General features: G+C 37.7%; 16 protein-coding genes, 12 tRNA genes and 1 rRNA gene. 3 read left to right on the forward strand and 26 right to left on the reverse strand.

Annotated features, from left to right (window positions below; translation table 11 throughout):
* Nucleotides 1–7: 7 nt before the first annotated feature.
* Both CJ191_RS06715 and licT read right to left on the reverse strand, forming a co-directional pair.
* A complete protein-coding gene (locus CJ191_RS06715; protein WP_102199363.1) occupies nucleotides 8–1,984 on the reverse strand; it encodes a beta-glucoside-specific PTS transporter subunit IIABC in 1,977 nt (658 codons plus the stop codon).
* A gap of 406 nt (nucleotides 1,985–2,390) precedes the next feature.
* Nucleotides 2,391–3,221: a BglG family transcription antiterminator LicT gene (licT, locus tag CJ191_RS06720; RefSeq protein ID WP_102199364.1), complete on the reverse strand. Its 831-nt coding sequence runs from the start codon at nucleotides 3,219–3,221 to the stop codon at nucleotides 2,391–2,393.
* 178 nt (nucleotides 3,222–3,399) lie between these two features.
* Here licT and CJ191_RS06725 point away from each other — a divergent pair, with 178 nt between their 5' ends.
* Nucleotides 3,400–4,236 carry a Cof-type HAD-IIB family hydrolase gene (locus tag CJ191_RS06725; protein ID WP_102199365.1) on the forward strand — a complete coding sequence of 279 codons (837 nt, stop codon included), beginning with the start codon at nucleotides 3,400–3,402 and terminating at the stop codon, nucleotides 4,234–4,236.
* Nucleotides 4,237–4,258: 22 nt separating this feature from the next.
* The gene (locus tag CJ191_RS06730; protein ID WP_102199366.1) at nucleotides 4,259–5,248 is read left to right on the forward strand and encodes an aldo/keto reductase; all 990 of its coding nucleotides are present in this window, start codon (nucleotides 4,259–4,261) and stop codon (nucleotides 5,246–5,248) included.
* A 72-nt stretch (nucleotides 5,249–5,320) separates the two neighbouring features.
* Here CJ191_RS06730 and celB read toward each other — a convergent pair whose 3' ends face one another.
* The 7 genes from celB to CJ191_RS06765 all read right to left on the reverse strand — a co-directional run bounded on the left by celB (nucleotide 5,321) and on the right by CJ191_RS06765 (nucleotide 11,050).
* A complete protein-coding gene (gene celB, locus CJ191_RS06735; RefSeq protein ID WP_070467903.1) occupies nucleotides 5,321–6,712 on the reverse strand; it encodes a PTS cellobiose transporter subunit IIC in 1,392 nt (463 codons plus the stop codon).
* Between the two features lie 35 nt (nucleotides 6,713–6,747).
* Nucleotides 6,748–7,227: a hypothetical protein gene (locus CJ191_RS06740; RefSeq protein ID WP_146001969.1), complete on the reverse strand. Its 480-nt coding sequence runs from the start codon at nucleotides 7,225–7,227 to the stop codon at nucleotides 6,748–6,750.
* A 41-nt stretch (nucleotides 7,228–7,268) separates the two neighbouring features.
* Nucleotides 7,269–7,586: a PTS cellobiose transporter subunit IIA gene (locus tag CJ191_RS06745; protein WP_102199368.1), complete on the reverse strand. Its 318-nt coding sequence runs from the start codon at nucleotides 7,584–7,586 to the stop codon at nucleotides 7,269–7,271.
* Nucleotides 7,587–7,602: 16 nt separating this feature from the next.
* Nucleotides 7,603–7,947 (reverse strand): PTS cellobiose transporter subunit IIB, encoded by a 345-nt coding sequence (locus CJ191_RS06750; RefSeq protein ID WP_070467900.1) that lies wholly within the window; start codon nucleotides 7,945–7,947, stop codon nucleotides 7,603–7,605.
* A gap of 33 nt (nucleotides 7,948–7,980) precedes the next feature.
* On the reverse strand, nucleotides 7,981–8,685 hold the full coding sequence (locus CJ191_RS06755) for a GntR family transcriptional regulator (RefSeq protein ID WP_070467899.1): 705 nt from the start codon (nucleotides 8,683–8,685) through the stop codon (nucleotides 7,981–7,983).
* Between the two features lie 19 nt (nucleotides 8,686–8,704).
* A complete protein-coding gene (locus tag CJ191_RS06760) occupies nucleotides 8,705–10,120 on the reverse strand; it encodes a glycoside hydrolase family 1 protein (RefSeq protein ID WP_070467898.1) in 1,416 nt (471 codons plus the stop codon).
* A 336-nt stretch (nucleotides 10,121–10,456) separates the two neighbouring features.
* A complete protein-coding gene (locus CJ191_RS06765) occupies nucleotides 10,457–11,050 on the reverse strand; it encodes a histidine phosphatase family protein (protein ID WP_102199369.1) in 594 nt (197 codons plus the stop codon).
* A gap of 182 nt (nucleotides 11,051–11,232) precedes the next feature.
* Here CJ191_RS06765 and CJ191_RS06770 point away from each other — a divergent pair, with 182 nt between their 5' ends.
* Nucleotides 11,233–12,261, forward strand: a complete 1,029-nt coding sequence (locus tag CJ191_RS06770; protein ID WP_070467896.1) for a 3-deoxy-7-phosphoheptulonate synthase — start codon at nucleotides 11,233–11,235, stop codon at nucleotides 12,259–12,261.
* 119 nt (nucleotides 12,262–12,380) lie between these two features.
* Here CJ191_RS06770 and CJ191_RS06775 read toward each other — a convergent pair whose 3' ends face one another.
* The 17 genes from CJ191_RS06775 to rrf form a co-directional block, all read right to left on the reverse strand.
* Nucleotides 12,381–13,217, reverse strand: coding sequence for a MetQ/NlpA family ABC transporter substrate-binding protein (locus CJ191_RS06775; RefSeq protein ID WP_102199370.1), 837 nt, complete (start codon nucleotides 13,215–13,217; stop codon nucleotides 12,381–12,383).
* A gap of 570 nt (nucleotides 13,218–13,787) precedes the next feature.
* Nucleotides 13,788–14,801: an LLM class flavin-dependent oxidoreductase gene (locus CJ191_RS06780; protein ID WP_180960951.1), complete on the reverse strand. Its 1,014-nt coding sequence runs from the start codon at nucleotides 14,799–14,801 to the stop codon at nucleotides 13,788–13,790.
* An 84-nt stretch (nucleotides 14,802–14,885) separates the two neighbouring features.
* Entirely contained in the window at nucleotides 14,886–15,455 is a 570-nt protein-coding gene (locus CJ191_RS06785) for a chromate transporter (RefSeq protein ID WP_070467893.1), read from the reverse strand.
* Nucleotides 15,452–16,039 carry a chromate transporter gene (locus CJ191_RS06790; protein ID WP_070467892.1) on the reverse strand — a complete coding sequence of 196 codons (588 nt, stop codon included), beginning with the start codon at nucleotides 16,037–16,039 and terminating at the stop codon, nucleotides 15,452–15,454. The genes CJ191_RS06785 and CJ191_RS06790 overlap by 4 nt, the downstream gene beginning before the upstream one ends.
* Nucleotides 16,040–16,376: 337 nt before the next feature.
* Nucleotides 16,377–16,460: transfer RNA gene (locus CJ191_RS06795), tRNA-Leu, on the reverse strand.
* Nucleotides 16,461–16,498: 38 nt separating this feature from the next.
* Nucleotides 16,499–16,569 (reverse strand) — tRNA-Cys (locus CJ191_RS06800).
* Nucleotides 16,570–16,581: 12 nt separating this feature from the next.
* Nucleotides 16,582–16,653, reverse strand: a tRNA-Gln gene (locus CJ191_RS06805).
* A gap of 9 nt (nucleotides 16,654–16,662) precedes the next feature.
* Nucleotides 16,663–16,735: transfer RNA gene (locus CJ191_RS06810), tRNA-His, on the reverse strand.
* A gap of 19 nt (nucleotides 16,736–16,754) precedes the next feature.
* Nucleotides 16,755–16,825, reverse strand: a tRNA-Trp gene (locus tag CJ191_RS06815).
* Between the two features lie 34 nt (nucleotides 16,826–16,859).
* Nucleotides 16,860–16,940 (reverse strand) — tRNA-Tyr (locus CJ191_RS06820).
* Nucleotides 16,941–16,943: 3 nt separating this feature from the next.
* Nucleotides 16,944–17,016 (reverse strand) — tRNA-Phe (locus tag CJ191_RS06825).
* A gap of 23 nt (nucleotides 17,017–17,039) precedes the next feature.
* Nucleotides 17,040–17,112 (reverse strand) — tRNA-Asp (locus tag CJ191_RS06830).
* A 25-nt stretch (nucleotides 17,113–17,137) separates the two neighbouring features.
* Nucleotides 17,138–17,210, reverse strand: a tRNA-Val gene (locus tag CJ191_RS06835).
* 8 nt (nucleotides 17,211–17,218) lie between these two features.
* A tRNA-Glu gene (locus CJ191_RS06840) sits at nucleotides 17,219–17,290 on the reverse strand.
* A gap of 18 nt (nucleotides 17,291–17,308) precedes the next feature.
* Nucleotides 17,309–17,395, reverse strand: a tRNA-Ser gene (locus CJ191_RS06845).
* A gap of 21 nt (nucleotides 17,396–17,416) precedes the next feature.
* Nucleotides 17,417–17,490: transfer RNA gene (locus CJ191_RS06850), tRNA-Asn, on the reverse strand.
* A gap of 11 nt (nucleotides 17,491–17,501) precedes the next feature.
* Nucleotides 17,502–17,617 (reverse strand): 5S ribosomal RNA (rrf, locus tag CJ191_RS06855).
* Nucleotides 17,618–17,777 lie beyond the last annotated feature (160 nt).

Genomic DNA, 17,777 nt, shown 5'->3' on the forward strand with positions numbered 1-17,777 from the left:
TTTTCTTTTATTTCACAATCGTGAATAGATAATCATTTTCAGCAACAGCTGGTGCTGTTGTGGTTAAAACATCTGTAAAGTTATCCGTATTGGTTACTATTACAGGTGTTATCGTATCATAACCAGCCTCATTAATGGTACCGATTTCAAACTCGACAAGCAAATCTCCAGCAGATACTTTCTGTCCTTCTTCCACATGAATAGTGTAGCCGCGACCATCTAAATTCACAGTATCTAAGCCGATATGAATCAATAATTCTACGCCAGTATCTGTCGTAATACCAACAGCATGTCCAGTTTTGAAAAGTACAGAAACTGTTCCGTTAGCTGGCGCAAGGACCTTGCCCTCACTTGGTTGAATAGCTACCCCTTTACCTAAAGCACCACTAGCAAACACTTCATCTGCAACAGCTGATAATGGTAAAATGTCACCGACTAATGGGCTAGCAATAATTTCTTCTTTAGCAGATACTGCCATTTCCGCATCGGATACAGCACCTTCAGTACTAGCAGTCTCACCTTTTAATGGATCAGAGGTTAGCGTTTCATTTGGCAATTCTTCTGCTAAGCGATTTACTGGAAATACCATTTGTAAAATAAAACCAATGGCTACCGCAATGGCGTATGAAATCACAACATTCCAAAAGTTTGCGCCAAGGTTTCCTTCATTATCAATCATGTTCATCAAGCTAAAAATACCTAATCCACCTGTACGATACGCTGTAGTTGCTGTCGCACCAGCATACGCACCAGCAAAAATATTCGCTATGATTGCATAAACAAATGGCTTTCTTAATGGAATCATGATTCCGTAGATAACAGGTTCAGTAACGCCGAATAGAGTTGAAATTGTACCTGGAATGGCAATATCTTTTAACTTCTTCTCTTTGCCTTTAACTAACATAGCAATTAAGACACCTAGCACACCAAATGTTGAAATTTGCATTAGTGGTCCAAGTGGGTTTAACCCTGTTTCAGCTAATAATAAGTATGAAATTGGAATAATCCCCCAGTGCAATCCAAAGATGACTAATAACTGCCAAGAAGCAGCAAGTAACGCACCGAATACTAAAGGTGATACACCTTGCAACCAAGTAAAGAATACACCAATCAGGCTAGCTGCCCATGTCGCAATTGGTCCAACAACCATTAAAGCAATCGGTACAGCAATCATAATCGTAAAGAATGGGGTTAAAAATGAATTCACTGTTGATGGAATCCGTTTCTTGAACCATTTTTCTAATCGAGCGCCTAACCAAACCGCTAAAATAATTGGAATAATCGCTGAGAAGTAACCATTTGAAGGTAAGATCAATGGTAAGCCAAAGACTGTTGAATAAATATCTGAAGCAAATGGTGTCCCCTCAAATAACGTATATAACACATCATTTTGCATTGATGCTGAAAGTGCTGGATGTAAGAAAGCAACTGCAATTGCTAAGGCTGTAAAGACATTCATCTTCAGCTTTCTAGCTGTAGTCACTGCAACCATCACTGGTAGGTACTGGAAGAAGGCATCTCCAGCTGCTTGAAGTAAGAGATATAAACCACTGTTTCCAGCATTTAAGCCCATCGTTCCCAATATCGCTACAATACCTTTGATCATCCCTGTTGCCGCAAGAGGCATCAAGAACGGTTGGAAAACACCTGAAATAAAGTCAATGGCTTTGTCAACTAACTTACGGTCATCTTTTTCCGGTTCATCTTGACCATTAGATTCATCCCCACCTAAATTAGTTGACGCTACAATGGCTTCATACACATTGGAAACTTCATTACCAATGACAACCTGATACTGGCCAGATGCTTTCATAACAGTCACAACGCCATCTAATTGCTTAATGGTATCTGTATCTGCCTTTGATTCATCCTTTAAATTAAACCGTAAACGCGTAACACAATGACGCAACCCATTAACATTCTCTTCACCACCGACATTTTTAACAATATCGTTTGCTAAAGCTTTATAATCTTTTATTGCCATTTCTAATCCCTCTTTTCATTTTTTACACAAAAAAACCCAAACAAAAACATAGCGAAATAAAGAGTCTCCCCTTTACTATGTTTCCATTTAGGTTTTGCCTGCTAATCAGTAACAATCCATAGTGGAATGTATATTCTTTTGTAAGCGCTTAATACACCATCATAATATCACGTTCATTTATATAAAGCAAATACTTTTTCAAAAGACATTCAATATTTAGCATTTTATTACACTTGATCTATCACTTGATTCAATTTGCAAAAGATACTTGAACTCCCGCAGTAATTACCAAACTTCTGCTATGATCATTTTATCCGCAAATAACTGTTACTTCTTTGGCCTACAATTCTTCATCTTCTGATATGAAATAAGACCATGCTCCTCAACATCGTTATATTTTCTTATATTAGTTGGATTCAATTAAACGGTTTATATGGATCGCTAAATATGACTTCTCTTCAGCCGTAATTCTGTAGGCAAATTGATGTTGAATATAATCATCAACCTTTTCCGCACAAGCCGTCGCTTTAGGGTAATTTTCCTTTACTTGATCATATAAAAACTGCCCTGAACCATTTTGCGCTTCTCCTTGAATAACCCTCAAGGCAAAATACTGCAGATGGGTCATAAAGCGATTATAGGCAATTGACTCCGTATCAAACTTTTTGCCGAAAAAAAGTGTCACTACTTCTAGAATACCTCGCACAATCTTGACGACTTCCATAGTTTGGTCCATCTGACCTTGGTTCATCCGTGCATTCACTAAATGTAAGGCAATAGACGATGCTTCATCATTGGGTAAGCGCACACGAAGATAGTTCTCAATAATATCTAAGGCCTGATAGCCAATAGCATATTCATCCGGAAAAAGTCGTCGAATATTCCAAGCAAGTGGATTGGTAATGACAAGCCCCTTTTCAAATCGTTCCAAGGCAAAATGAATATGGTCAGCCAAAGTAATATAAAGATTTGCTTGATATTTTTCCCCAAGTTCGGTAGTTGCTAGGTCAATAATTGATAACAAGCTATCAATTTCAGGCGTAGATAAGGTAACAAATAATTCTTCGACAGGAATATCTACAGCATTTTCTTTAAAAATTTTTTCAATTTTATTTTGGTCAACCAAATTCCCTATCCGCTGACTAAAGCCTAACCCCTTACCCATTGCGACAACTTCATCACCCTCTTCATCTAGCGCTAATACAGCATTGTTATTGAATATTCGCACGATTTGCACGCTGACACCCCCGAACGCTTTTCCTATTGAAAATAATATAGCATGTTACCGGTTTCTTTTTCAACTTATACTGACTTAAATAATTAGTACCATACAATTTGACACCACTTAATATTTTCGATTATTATATAAGTGTTATATATGAAAACGTTTTATTTCATTAAAAGGAGCCTAATTAATGACAAGTAAGTATATTTTTCTAGATGTAGATGGTACCTTAGTAAGTTACGAGAATATATTACCTGATTCAGCTGTAGAAGCCATTCATCAGGCCCAAGCAAACGGCCACAAAGTTTTTACAGTCACCGGTCGCTCAAAAGCCGAAATGTATAAAGAAATTTTAGATATTGGATTTGATGGTTATGTAGGTGGAAACGGTAATTATATTGAAGTAGATGGAGAGATTATTTACCATAAACACCTTACTGGTGAAGAGACCCGTAGAATTGTTGATTGGTTATTGAAACTCAACTTAGAATTTTACCTAGAAGCAAATTCTGGCTTATACGGGTCAAGCGGCTTTAGAGAACGCGGTCGCCAAACCGTACAAGATTACGTAGCTTACAAAGGTAATCATAATCCTAATGACGTGTCAGTCGAATCTACATTCCCTGAAATGTTATTTGATCAAGATCTTTACCGTGATGATATTAACAAGATTTCCTTTATTTTGGAATCATACCAGGATTACCTTGATGCCAGAGAAGAATTCCCTGATTATCAAGTCGGAACTTGGGGTGGTCACGGCGAACATGCCCTCTTTGGTGACGTAGCTTTAGCCAATATTACTAAAGAAACAGCTATTAAGGATTTATTAGCCTATGAAAATATCGATGCCAAAGATACTTTCGCTTTCGGAGATGCCAAAATTGATATTCCTATGTTTAATATTTGTGAGACAGGTGTTGCTATGGGAAATGGTGGCGATGAGATTAAGGCTGCCGCTGATTATATCACCGATGCTGTAGAAGACGATGGCTTATATAATGCATTTAAACACTTTAACCTAATCTAACTCTATTGAGGAGGGAGCTATTATGAAATATGTCAAATTAGGTAACTCAGATTTATCTGTTTCTCGGATTTGTTTAGGCTGTATGGGTTTTGGTGATCCAGATAAGGGAGGACACGCTTGGACTTTAAACCAAGAAGACACTACTGCTATTATCAGTCACGCACTAGATCAAGGGGTCAACTTTTTTGATACAGCTATCGCTTATCAAGGCGGGACAAGTGAGAAATATGTCGGCAAGGCTCTCAAGCAGCTGGCAAATCGGCAAGATATCGTCGTAGCCACTAAATTTCTCCCTCGAAGTGAAGAAGAACGCCACAATCAAGTAAGTGCCCATCAACATATCGAGCAATCATTAAATACCAGTTTAACTAATCTAGGTATGGACTATGTTGACCTCTATATTTATCATATGTGGGACTACCACACACCAATGGCAGATATTATGCATGCTTTAGATGCTATGGTTAAAGCTGGAAAAACGAGATATATCGGCATTTCTAACGCTTATGCCTATCAAATCGCTACTGCCAACGCATATGCTCGTGCTAACAATCTAACTGAATTTATTTCTATACAAGGTCACTACAATCTCATCTTCCGAGAAGAAGAACGAGAAATGAATCGATTTGCTAATGAAAATAATATTGCCCTTACACCTTACTCTGCGCTAGCTTCTGGTCGATTATCTAGGTTACCAGGTGATAACGCAAGCCGTCGAATGAATCTAGACAATTATGCGAAAAGTAAGTACCAAAACACAGCTGATCAAGACCATGCTATTATCTTACGTGTCCATGAATTGGCTGAAAAACACCATGTTACTATGACTGAAATATCATTAGCCTGGCTATTGACTAAGGTGACTGCTCCAGTGGTTGGCGCAACAAAGGTTCACCATATTGATGGTGCAGTTGCTGCTGTTGACCTCACTTTATCCGCTGAAGAAATTCAATATTTAGAAGAATTGTATCCCCCTCACCCACTGGTAGGTGTAATGGCTGATAACCATTAAAATCAAAGTCAAAAAGGTGATTGCGCTTGGCGCAATCACCTTTTTATATTGTTATGATATTATATTTAGATCTTAGAAAGTAAAGAAGTCATCGTCCTCAGCTTCTGCTGCTTCCTCACGTGCTTGTTCTTCTAATAATAAAGTCTTGTCGTATTTTGTAATGAATGGGTAGTAAACAGCAAAGGCTGCTAATACACAGACAAATGATAATATAATCGCACGCCAGTCTGCTGTCCCAATAAAGGCACCGATACCAACAGGCATTGGCCATGGTTGTTGCGCAATAATAGGTTTTACAAAGTCTAATGCTGTTGCAAAGTAAGCAATTGTTGCTGCAACCATTGGTGCACCAATAAATGGTAAGAACATTGATGGGTTATAGATCATTGGCACCCCGAAGATAATCGGTTCGTTAATGTTAAATAATGCTGGAACGATGGCCGTTTTACCTAAGGCTTTCAATTGTTCTGAACGAGCGAAGAAGGCTAAGAATACTGTTAGACCTAATGTAGCACCCGCCCCACCGACAATAACATATCCATTCCAGAACTCACCTGCTAATACGTGGTCTGCACCAGCAGCGTTTTCTGCCATATTTGCTAATAAGATTGGGTTAACTAGAGAAGTGATAATGGTAGAACCGTGAATCCCAACACTCCATAAAGCATGGATTAAGAATACGATAACCAATACCCCAACATAAGTACCCGTAATTTGTGTTACGAAACCAAATGGCGCTTGAATTAATTGGAACAAGTCAGTACCAAACATTACTAAGGCACCGTTTAAGATAATAACAGTAAAAGCAATAACAAATGTTGGTACTAAGGCTGTAAATGAGTTTGCAACCCCTTGTGGTACTGCATCTGGCATTTTAATAACCCAGTTGTTTACAATACATAGACGGTATAATTGCACAGCAAGTACACCCATGATGATCGCTGTAAAAATACCAATCGTACCAAAACGAGTTACCCCGTCACCACCCATTGCCCAACCATTGATAATAGTTGATGCATCAGTGATTTCAGTTGTACGAACCATTGCACCATCTTGCCAAACCAATTGTGGGATAGCCATCAAGAATGCAAATAGTGATAATAAAGCACCGTTAACTGGGTTCATATCTAACCCTTCATCATCAACGTAAACTTTTGTAAATTCATAACCTAGGACAATCGAGAAGTATAGGGATAAAACACCCATAGTGGCTGTATTGGCTAACATGTATAACTCTGTAAAGTTACCGATCGTTGCGTCATAAATACCTTGCAGCGCTGGAACAGCTGTTGGTAATACGTTTAATACCAAGAACATAGACCCAACAATGGTAAATGGAATAACGGCAATACCCGTATTCATAATGGCACGGACAAATTTAGTTGTCGCCAATTTACCTAAGGGGTTCATAATATATTTTTCTAAGAAGCCAAAAGCTCCAGTAGATTTATTTTCTTCAGACATGTTCAACAACTCTTTTCTTCAATTTTTTTCATCATTTAAGATGTGTATTTTTCATATCGTTGAATATATTGATATTTCTTATCTTTATTCTTAGCAATTCGTTGAATTTTGAATAAAGATATGCCTGCTACCACTAACCCCACTCCCAGGATAATGTAAACAAGTAATATAGCTTCATCTGACATTCCTAAAAAAGGATATAGATAGTTGAATGCGGTTTCGCTAAAAGTTGTAAAAAATAGTAATACGCTTACAACAAGCTGCACTTGAAAATATATTTTTGAAAATTTCAATGTATTGTCATGTGTCCAATACAGTCGTAAATATTCAAATGCGGCCATTCCCCCAATTATTACCATAATAGCTGGCAGAACAACTGATGAAACTTGTGTAAATAGATTCATAAACAGCCAATATAAATTGGCAATAACACTAAAGGCTAAAGCATAACGAATAAATAAGAAACGATTAAACTTAAAGTTCCGCAAAGCCAATTCTTTTTCTTGTTGTTGCACTTCTTTACTTCTTACCACGTTAACCGCATTCCTTTCTCTAGCTACCCTTTAAGTACTTTATACATTTCTAACATTTCTACTGCCATTTCACGTAAAGTGGTTGAAGTCATCAAATGATCTTGGGCATGAACCATAATAATTTCCATATTGATATCTTCACCGTTCGCATATTGATGTAATAAGTCAGTTTGCGCATTATGCGCTTCAACTAATGCATCATTTGCTTCTTGTAATTTGGCCTCTGCTTCTTCATACTTACCTGCACGCATTAATAGGAAACTTTCATGAACTAAGGTCCGGCCGTTCCCAGCGTGTAGAATAATTGTAAATGCAATTGTTTGAATTTCTGATGATTCCATTCTTTATCCTCCTCTCTTAACCATTCTTTTCAGCTTGCAACAAAGGCTTCAATTCGGTGAAAGTCAATTTGGCTAAATTAGATACCCCATCTCCTGTTGGGATATAAGCTTGTGGCGGGATATTCGCAACTAATTTATTAGATGCTTCTGCTTCTTTGGCAATTTGATCATAGTACATTTTAATTTGTGGTGAAACTAAATATAAATCGAATTCACCTTTTTTAAAGAATTCTGATGACTTACTTACTGTAGTTGCATCTAATTCGATTGGAACATTTTTACCTTTAAAGAAGTCAGTGGCTTTCTTAGCCATTAATGATGATGACATCCCTGCGTTACAAATAATTAGTGCTTTTTTCATAATAATTCCTCCAATAAATTTGTATTATTTAATTTAGTAAAAATTTGACGGCACAAAAAATTGTGCATGTTTTGAGCTATACCATAAAATGCTGTAATCGAATATGGCACCATTAGATAGGAAGAACTGGTTGATCAACTCTAAACCATAATTATCAGCAGGTTCATTCAGAAATCTACCAACTTCATCTCCTATTTGCTTGACTTGAAAGAAAGCATTAGAGAAGCTAGGCTTTAAATCTAAATTATCTTCCAAATAGGTAAAAATTGATCCGCGAGCAATCTGCTCATTCATATACCTGACATATTTCTTTCTTAAATAAGATGTCTCAAAAGAATGAATTTTTCCTTTAATATAGCGAGTCCTCTGTACCATATAAATATCTTCATTTGGTTCACATTCAAGGTATTCTTGGATAGTCGCATCCGGTTTAATCAACTCAACTTTGACAACTCGACTAACGATCGTCTCATCGAGGAGCGTCCTTGACAATCCTTCTGGGCGATTTAAATTGATTTTTCCAGGGATATAAACATCTCTTACAAATATCCCTGACCCCTGGACTTGATAGATTTGACCTTTAGCTTCTAGAATATCTAACGCTTTAATAATTGTCGATTTACTAGCGTTAAAATCAACCACCAATTCATCAATCACTGGCAATTTGTCATGTCGTTTTAATTTATTATCCAAAATATAGTTGGTGATTTCTTGCGCTATCTTTTTATATTTGACCATGAAACCACCTCCTCATGATTTAACTTAAATCACTACCGTTGTTTGCAATGACCCCTTGATACCAGAAGAATGAATCTTTTCTGTAACGAGTTAGCGTTCCTAGCTGTTCATCATCACGGTCAACATAAATGAAACCATAACGTTTACGAATACCTTCGTGCGTTGAAATTAAATCAATCGCTGACCAAGGATTGTAACCTAACATCTCTACACCATCACCAATAGCTAATTTCATTTGTTCAATATGTGTACGTAAATAGTTAATTCGGTATTCATCATGAATCTTGCCATCTTCAGTTAATTCATCATAAGCCCCTAAACCATTTTCCGTAATAAGAATTGGTAGATGGTAGCGGGAGTATATTTCTCTAAGAGTGGCTCTAAAGCCAATCGGATCAATTTCCCAACCAAATTCTGTTTTAGGTAAAAAGTCGTTATCTACACCAAGAAACATATCCTCTAAACCAGAATTTTCTTGTTGGCTCTTAAAGGCTACTTCTCCTGATTCCGGTGCTTCATAAGCTTTAACCGTTAATGTATTGTAATAATTAATGCCTAAGAAGTCTGGTTTGGCATTCGCTAAAGATTCCAAATCACCCTCTACTATATCTGGTAAGGCATCTTGTTTCTCTAACCAAGTCCATACCAAATTATTATATTTACCATAAACTGCCATATCTAGATACAACCAGTTTCTGATAGCGTTTGCATTTTGTGCTGCTAGATTATCTTCTGGATTCATACTGGCTGCATAAGCAATAGCAATATTTGGCGCTGGCGCAATTTTCGCTTCTGGTAATACCTGATGACAGATTTCCATCACTTTTGCTTGGGCTACTAACATATGATGATTTTGTTGATAAATTTCTTTGGTTACATTCTCAGTACCTTCAGGAATGCGTAAAGTTCCAATTACATTCCCTACTAGTGTTAACATATTTTGTTCGTTAATTGTTAACCAGTATTTCACTCGATCACCATAGTGATCAAAGAGCAATTTAGCATAGTCAACAAACCATTCAACCGAATCTCGATTCCCCCAAGAGCCACGTTCATCTAAAGCTGCTGGCATATCGAAATGGAACATAGTAACAATTGGTTCAATATCATATTTTAAACATTCATCAATTAAATCTGAATAAAAGTCTAATCCTTCCTGATTCACTTGCCCAGTACCTTCAGGTATTACCCGCGACCAAGAAATTGAAAAGCGATATGATTTAAAGCCCATTTCTGCCATCAAAGCAATATCTTCTTTAAACTTATGATAGTGGTCAACTGAAACCGTTAAGTCAGCTGTCCCTTCAGGTAACTCCTTTGTATCCTGACTAGAAGGGCCCTTACCGTTTGTTAAACTTGCGCCTTCAACTTGATACGCAGACGTTGATGCCCCCCAAAAGAACGATTCTGGAAACTGCATACGATTATTATTCATTCACCCATCTCCTAACTTTTTTGATGACACCGCTTACAAATATTAAGAAAAAAATATAACCTCAATAATTCTATCTACACAAACAAACGAATTGTCATCTTCGAAAATAATTATAAGGGTATAAAATGATTCAGTCAATAGAAATCGCTTACATTTTTCAAAAAAATATGCCCCTAAGCAACTCTTTGTTATATATCAATATTTATCATTGGATTTTACAAGTCAAAAAGGTCCGATACTTCCCAAAATGCGCCAATAATATGTCGTGATTGTTCGGCTTTGGTCCAGTACGTCAATTCTAAACGATTTTTTCTCATCTTCCCTTTTCCAAGACGATTAATCAGACAGCTGGCTATAATCATGGTTTAACACATCTTTATATTCAAATTCACCATCTTGATAATCAAATATAAGTGCTGAACAGTTAGTAAAACCAATGTCTTTTGAAATAGAGCCTTCAAAATTGGTTTTATCTTTAAAGAATTGTGCGATTGCCCCACCGTGACTAACAATTAATATCGTTTGGTCAAGATGGTTGTCCGCAATGTTTTTAACTGCTTTACTAATTCGATTTCTAACATCTGCTTCTCTTTCACCTTGATAACCCGCAAAGAAATCACCATATGGTAAAGGAGGATTTAAGTGTTCTGATTCTGCCTCAAATGTACCAAAGTTCCATTCTTTAAGTGATTTTAAACGGTGATAACCTTTATTTTGTCCTAAAATAATCTCTAATGTATCACTGGCACGTTCTGATGTTGATGCGTAAGCTACATCAAAAGTAATCCCTTCACGTTCAAAATGATCACGCGCAATTTCTGCTTGCCGAATACCTTTGGCAGTTAGTGGGGAGTCTGACCCACCTTGTATCTTATGTAAGACATTGAATAGAGCTTGCCCATGGCGCATCATATAAATTCTTGTTGTCATTAGATTCACTCTCCTCTATTGATTTTCCTCGATGCCATGATCATAATTCAAAAAGAAAGCATTTTCAAATAATTTAACTAGGACTATTCATTAGAATATACAAGTATTTGCTGATTAAAAATGCTATTTTATTACAATTTTGTTAGAATATACTCAGAGCTATGATTACAGGAGGGTATATGATGAGCTTTAAACCAATAAGTGAAACTGTTGATTTCGATGCGATTAAATCACATGCGAAATTAACTGATGAAGAGAATGCGATTAAGGAAGCACGCGATAAAGAATTGCAGGCAATTATGTCTGGTGAGGATGATCGTTTTCTATTAATCATGGGACCATGTTCCGCTGACAATGAAGAGGCAGTTGTCGAATATGCACACCGTTTAGCAAAGTTACAAGAAGAAGTGAAAGATAAAGTCTTTATTGTACAACGTGTATATACGAATAAACCTCGTACAAATGGTGACGGATATAAAGGCCTATTACACCAACAAGATCCAACTGGTGAAACAAGCTTAATTCGTGGAATGAAAGCTGTTCGCAACATGCATCGTCGTGTCATTACTGAAACAGGTATGACTACTGCTGACGAAATGCTGTACCCAGATAACTTACAATTTGTAGAAGATTTAGTTTCTTATCACGCTGTAGGTGCCCGTTCTGTAGAAAACCAACAACACCGTTTCGTTGCTTCTGGTTTAGACTGCCCTGTTGGTTTAAAGAATCCAACGTCTGGTAACCTTACTGTGACTTTTAATGCCTTGCATGCAGCACAAAAACCTCAAGAGCTAATGTACTCAGGTCAAGAAGTCTTAACAAGTGGTAATACTTTTGCCCATATTATCTTGCGTGGTGGTACGCTTGAGAATAAAGAAGTTGTACCGAACTACCACTATGAAGATCTAGTGAAGACAATTAATTACTACAAAAAAGAAGACTACAAAAACCCATTTGTTGTAATTGATACCAATCATGATAACTCAGGTAAGAATCATTTAGACCAAATTAGAATTGTTCAAGAAGTTTTACAAAACCGTCAATGGAATGAAGACATTAAATCTTATGTTCGTGGATTCATGATTGAATCTTACTTACAAGATGGCCGCCAAGAACCAGGCGGGGACGTATTTGGCCAATCTATTACTGATCCATGTCTAGGTTGGGAAAAATCAGCAGAATTAGTGCGTTATATCGCAGAAAATGTTTAAAATGATATCATAATAACTCAAAAAACGAGCTCATGATTTTTTTAATTCAGGTAGCTCGTTTTTTTGATTAAATTCGTAAACTGATGAATACTTTAATATAACTGAGATCAGGTCGAGTATTATTCAACTGGTGCAAAACCATAGTCATCCCAAGCAGGCACTTGACCTCCGTGATATACTTCCTCAATTAAGGCTGCTGTTTCTTCTGTTTGATAAATTTCTACAATCTGTTTAAATGTTTCATTATCAGCTTCATCTGTTCTAGCAGCAATTACATTAATGTATTGTTGTGCTGATTCAGAATTTGGCTCTAAGAATAGAGCATCCTCTTTTGGATAATAACCTGCATCTACTGCATAACCACCATTAATAACTGAGAAGTCCACATCGCTAACTGAACGGGCAGTTTGTGCTGCATCAACTTCTTGAATATCTAAATTATACGGATTCTCTGTAATATCATCAACTGTTGGGGTGAATGAAGCCGAGGCTTCTTCATCAAGCGTAATAAAACCAGCCTCTTGTAGTAAATTTAATGCGCGACCTCCATTAGTAACATCATTTGGTATGGCAACTGATTGACCTTCACTAATTTCTTCAATAGTGTCATGTTTCTTTGAATAAATCCCTAGTGGTGTAATGATTGTATTACCAATTGGTGTGAAATCATTACCAGAGGCTTCCTCATAATTATTCATAAAAATAATCGTTTGAAATGAATTCAAATCAACTGAACCGTCTGCTAATGCGTCATTGGGTGTGTTATAGTCATTAAATTTAACCAACTCAATATCAATATCGTATTCTTCTTTAGCTCGTTCAGCAACGCTATCCCAAACTGTTGTATCATCACCTACAAGGCCAACTTTTACTGTGCTATCTGCCCCACTACCACATGCTGCTAAAAGCAATGAAGAACCTAAAGTAAACCCAATTAATTTAACCAATTTTTTCATCATTATTTCCTCTTTTCATTTTCCTAATTTTTTAACAAAAAAGTCCTTAGTCCAAACAGCTAAACTAGCTATCTCGACTAAGGACGCATTTCACGTGGTACCACCTTAATTCAGAAAGAACTTCTTTCCCTTATCCCCACATCATATTAAGAAAATAAAATAGGGCTAGCAGATAACGGCGCCACACGAGTTCATCTTATGATTTTTTATATCAAAAACACTCGAATCACTTTAACCTCAAGGACCATCTTCAATGCTTATCAATAGTTTCTTTCACCAAACGAAACCTCTCTTAAATTGATGCCTATTTACTTATCCCATCTTCGGTAATATCTATTTAAATATTATCTAAATCAACTAAACCTGTCAATGTTAGAGAGCTTTGGGATTTATATCAATTATAATCGGTGAAACCTATCACGATAATTTTATTTTTCTAAATCGTTTCACTATGTAAATAAAACATTTAGCTAATTGTAATCTTTCTAAACAAATAGTTAATACATTTTTGCCTATCATCTCATTTAAAAAGGGAACTATCCAACGATAGTTCCCCTCAAGTATAACGAATTAAATTTTATCAAACATCTCCGCTAAATAACGGTATGATTGTAGTCGCTTGTCCTCATCAAAAATCGGCGCGTAAACTAAGATTTCATCGATACCTAAGCTTTCAATTTCATCATCTAAAATAGCTTTTACCGTTTCTTTTGATCCCTTAATAATAAATCGCTTAGTTAGATAATCATCCAATATAGCTTGTGCGCCTGCTCCTAAACTATAGTCTTTGGCTTCTTCAGGGGTCATATTCGGAATAAGTTGACCAGTTCGAATCCCCATTTGCACCAATTCAATGGGCTTAGCTAAATAATCTGCTTCCTCATCTGTTTCGCCCACAATGATCATATAAGACACCATGACCTTGGGTTTTTGGAAAAATGCACTCGGCTCAAACCGGTCCCGGTACAATTTAAAAACGTCCGGATCCGTTTCAATACCAAAAAATTTCGCAAAGGCATAACCCAAGCCCATTTGTGCCGTCACCAATGCTGATTGTCCAGAAGACCCTAGCATCCAAGGTTCCGTTAGATGTTTCAGATTTTGGGGCATAGCCCGTACCTTTCCATAAAAATCAGGTGCTTGCTTGTCTGCCAGATAATCTAAAATCACTTGGATTTTATCGTACATATCTGTAAAGGTTTGCGGACGCCCTTCAGCTAATGCCTTAATCTCATCCGGACCAGATCCCGGCGCTCTACCTAGCCCAATATCAATTCGACCTGGAGCTAAAGCGGTCAATGTCTTGAAGTTCTCTGCTATTTTTAAAGGAGAATAATGCATAATCATTGTGCCGCCCGTACCTAAATGTATACGGTTAGTTTTCGCTGCAGCATAAGCAACTAGCATTTCTGGTGATACAGAGGCTAAACTAGACATGTTATGATGTTCTGCAAACCAGTACCGGTTATAATTTAATTTCTCAATCTCTTGAACAAATCGCATTGTGCGTTCAATTGCACCTTCTGCAGATTCCCCTTTATTTATCGTTACTAAATCGTGTACCCCTAATTCCACATAAAGCATCCTCTCTATTCTTATACTCCCTATTATTATAGCCGATGCATCCTAAACGAGAAAGAAATATGCCTTGACTAATCCTGACTTTAATTAAACGGCTAATCCTTTGGCTAAATAAGCCACAACATTCAGAACACCTGCCAACATCATCACCATTACCGGATCCCACTTCGTTTTAAATAATAAAGTAAGACATATCACAAAAATAATGACCGCAATAATGTTGACCGTCTGGATGCCAATAACTTGATCTCCCCAAAAACTTGTCACTAAAATAGACATCCCTGCGGTTGCTATCATAGCGACAACTACTGGTCGTAGCGCCTTTAACACATACTGTAGTGAAGCTAAATTACGATATTTCATATAGACATAAGCTAAAAGCGTTACCAGAATAATCGAAGGGAAGACTGAACCAAGCGTCGCTGCAATACCTCCGGGAACCCCCGCAATTTGATTACCTACAAAGGTTGCAGAGTTAATTGCAATCGGCCCTGGCGTCATTTGAGAAATAGTAATTAAGTCTGTAAATTCTTGCTGAGTCAACCATTGATGATTGGTCACAATCTCATCTTGAATTAATGGTAAAGCTGCATAACCGCCACCAAAACTAAAAGCGCCAACCTTTAAAAAAGACCAAAATAGCTGCAAATAGATCATACTTTTTTACCTCCCATATGCCGGTCAAGTAAGTATTTACCAATACCTAAAGTTGCTGCAACAAAAATAATTAAAATTACATTCACATTGAAGAAATAATTGGCAACAAAAGCAACTAACATTGCTGTGATGAGTAATGGATTTTTTGTATCTGTCACTTCTTTACCCATTTGAAGCACTACCGCTACTATAACTGCTGCCACTCCAGCTTGCATTCCTTCTAGTAGCAAAGAAATCCAGACGTTCGATCTAAAAGCATCATAAAAGAAAGAAATCAAAGTAATGATCGTAAACGGAGGAATAATGGTTGCAATGACTGCCGTTAATACACCTAATAAACCAGCTAATTTATACCCAATGACAATGGCACCATTCACCGCTATCGCACCTGGTGCTGACTGCGCAATTGCCACTAAATCTAACATCTCGTCTTTCTCAATCCACCCTAGATCCTCCACAAAAGTTTTACGCATCAAAGTGATAATGACATAACCACCACCAAATGTGAAAGCACTCAAGACAAGGGTCGACATAAATAGTTTTCGTAAGATCGCTAACTTACTATCGGTATGTTTACTGTCCATAAATCTCCCTTCTAAATAAAAGCTTATCAAGTATCATTTCCATTATACAGCAGTAATGAATAAAATAAGTACTTTTGCCACTTACGCAAGCAGCCTAAGCGCTGCCTGGGTACGGAAGGTAAATATTAGGGACAATGAATAATAAATAAAAAACAAGTAATCAAATAATTACTTGGAAATTTGCTCATCAATCTTATTTGACGAAGAGCCAAATAATTTGTAATTCTTTGATTCTTTTTGGTATTCGTAATAAATAAAAAAACTCCTAAAACGTTGATTTAACAACATTCTAGGAGTTATAAAGAGTTTTATTTGATACTCTTTTACACTATATTAATACCGGTGGCCGGGGTCGAACCGGCACGTCCGTAAGGACACAGGATTTTGAGTCCAGCGCGTCTGCCAATTCCGCCACACCGGCAAATCAATCATATTTGCATGTCTTCCTAAAAGCGTGAAAGGCGGTAGTCGGATTTGAACCGGCGATCAAGCTTTTGCAGAGCCATGCCTTACCACTTGGCTATACCGCCATAAATAAAAAACTGGGATAGCTGGATTCGAACCAACGAATGACAGAGTCAAAGTCTGTTGCCTTACCGCTTGGCTATATCCCAATAAAAAAGGGCGAGTGATGGGAATCGAACCCACGAGTGTCGGTGCCACAAACCGATGCGTTAACCACTTCGCCACACTCGCCAAAATAATATTAATAAAACAGGGACAGTAGGAATCGAACCCACAATGACGGTTTTGGAGACCGTAGTTATACCGTTTAACTATGTCCCTATCCAAGTAATATCCCATAGTTTAAAAATGTAAATGGAGGGAGAAGGATTTGAACCTTCGAACCCGAAGGAACGGATTTACAGTCCGCTGCGTTTGGCCACTTCGCTATCCCTCCATATGGTCCGAGACAGATTTGAACTGCCGACACCTTGAGCTTCAATCAAGTGCTCTACCAACTGAGCTATCAGACCATAATAATAATATTTTAAACTAACGGTCCCGACGGGAATCGAACCCGCGATCTCCTCCGTGACAGGGAGGCGTGATAACCGCTACACTACGGGACCAAATATTTTTGAAACAAAATTCTAATGGAGAATGAGGGGCTCGAACCCCCGACATCCTGCTTGTAAGGCAGACGCTCTCCCAGCTGAGCTAATTCTCCTAGAATAATGACCCGTACGGGACTCGAACCCGTGTTACCGCCGTGAAAGGGCGGTGTCTTAACCGCTTGACCAACGGGCCATAATATAAGTTTTTTTACGGAGAGTAAGGGATTCGAACCCTCGAAACAGTTTCCTGTTTACACGATTTCCAATCGTGCTCCTTCGGCCTCTCGGACAACTCTCCATGGGCAAGGAACTCTACCAACTCCGCAAGTAGGACTCGAACCTACGACATCTTGATTAACAGTCAAGCGCTACTACCAACTGAGCTATTGCGGAATAAAAATACTGCATGGCAACGTCCTAGTCTCACAGGGGGCAACCCCCAACTACATTCGGCGCTAAGAAGCTTAACTTCTGTGTTCGAGATGGGAACAGGTGTGTCCTTCTTGCCATCATCACCACACAATATTTATATGAGCTCTTGTTCGCTCAAAACTGAATCTGTAAGTCATCGACCATTCCATCATACAATCTTTTATCCATTGGATAAGTCCTCGACCGATTAGTACTAGTCCGCTCCATACATCACTGCACTTCCACTTCTAGCCTATCTACCTGATCGT

This window comes from Aerococcus viridans (genome assembly GCF_002871935.1).
GTDB classification, from domain to species: domain Bacteria; phylum Bacillota; class Bacilli; order Lactobacillales; family Aerococcaceae; genus Aerococcus; species Aerococcus viridans_B.

Excerpts from the sequence above, each read along its gene's own strand:
- CJ191_RS06755 (WP_070467899.1), bottom strand. The coding sequence starts at position 8,685 with ATGGTCAAATATAAAAAGATAGCGCAAGAAATCACCAACTATATTTTG.
- CJ191_RS06770 (WP_070467896.1), top strand. The coding sequence starts at position 11,233 with ATGAGCTTTAAACCAATAAGTGAAACTGTTGATTTCGATGCGATTAAA.
- CJ191_RS06785 (WP_070467893.1), bottom strand. The coding sequence starts at position 15,455 with ATGATCTATTTGCAGCTATTTTGGTCTTTTTTAAAGGTTGGCGCTTTT.
- CJ191_RS06790 (WP_070467892.1), bottom strand. The coding sequence starts at position 16,039 with ATGGACAGTAAACATACCGATAGTAAGTTAGCGATCTTACGAAAACTA.
- CJ191_RS06730 (WP_102199366.1), top strand. The coding sequence starts at position 4,259 with ATGAAATATGTCAAATTAGGTAACTCAGATTTATCTGTTTCTCGGATT.
- CJ191_RS06775 (WP_102199370.1), bottom strand. The coding sequence starts at position 13,217 with ATGAAAAAATTGGTTAAATTAATTGGGTTTACTTTAGGTTCTTCATTG.
- CJ191_RS06725 (WP_102199365.1), top strand. The coding sequence starts at position 3,400 with ATGACAAGTAAGTATATTTTTCTAGATGTAGATGGTACCTTAGTAAGT.
- CJ191_RS06750 (WP_070467900.1), bottom strand. The coding sequence starts at position 7,947 with ATGAAAAAAGCACTAATTATTTGTAACGCAGGGATGTCATCATCATTA.
- CJ191_RS06745 (WP_102199368.1), bottom strand. The coding sequence starts at position 7,586 with ATGGAATCATCAGAAATTCAAACAATTGCATTTACAATTATTCTACAC.
- CJ191_RS06765 (WP_102199369.1), bottom strand. The coding sequence starts at position 11,050 with ATGACAACAAGAATTTATATGATGCGCCATGGGCAAGCTCTATTCAAT.
- CJ191_RS06780 (WP_180960951.1), bottom strand. The coding sequence starts at position 14,801 with ATGCTTTATGTGGAATTAGGGGTACACGATTTAGTAACGATAAATAAA.
- CJ191_RS06760 (WP_070467898.1), bottom strand. The coding sequence starts at position 10,120 with ATGAATAATAATCGTATGCAGTTTCCAGAATCGTTCTTTTGGGGGGCA.
- celB (WP_070467903.1), bottom strand. The coding sequence starts at position 6,712 with ATGTCTGAAGAAAATAAATCTACTGGAGCTTTTGGCTTCTTAGAAAAA.
- CJ191_RS06715 (WP_102199363.1), bottom strand. The coding sequence starts at position 1,984 with ATGGCAATAAAAGATTATAAAGCTTTAGCAAACGATATTGTTAAAAAT.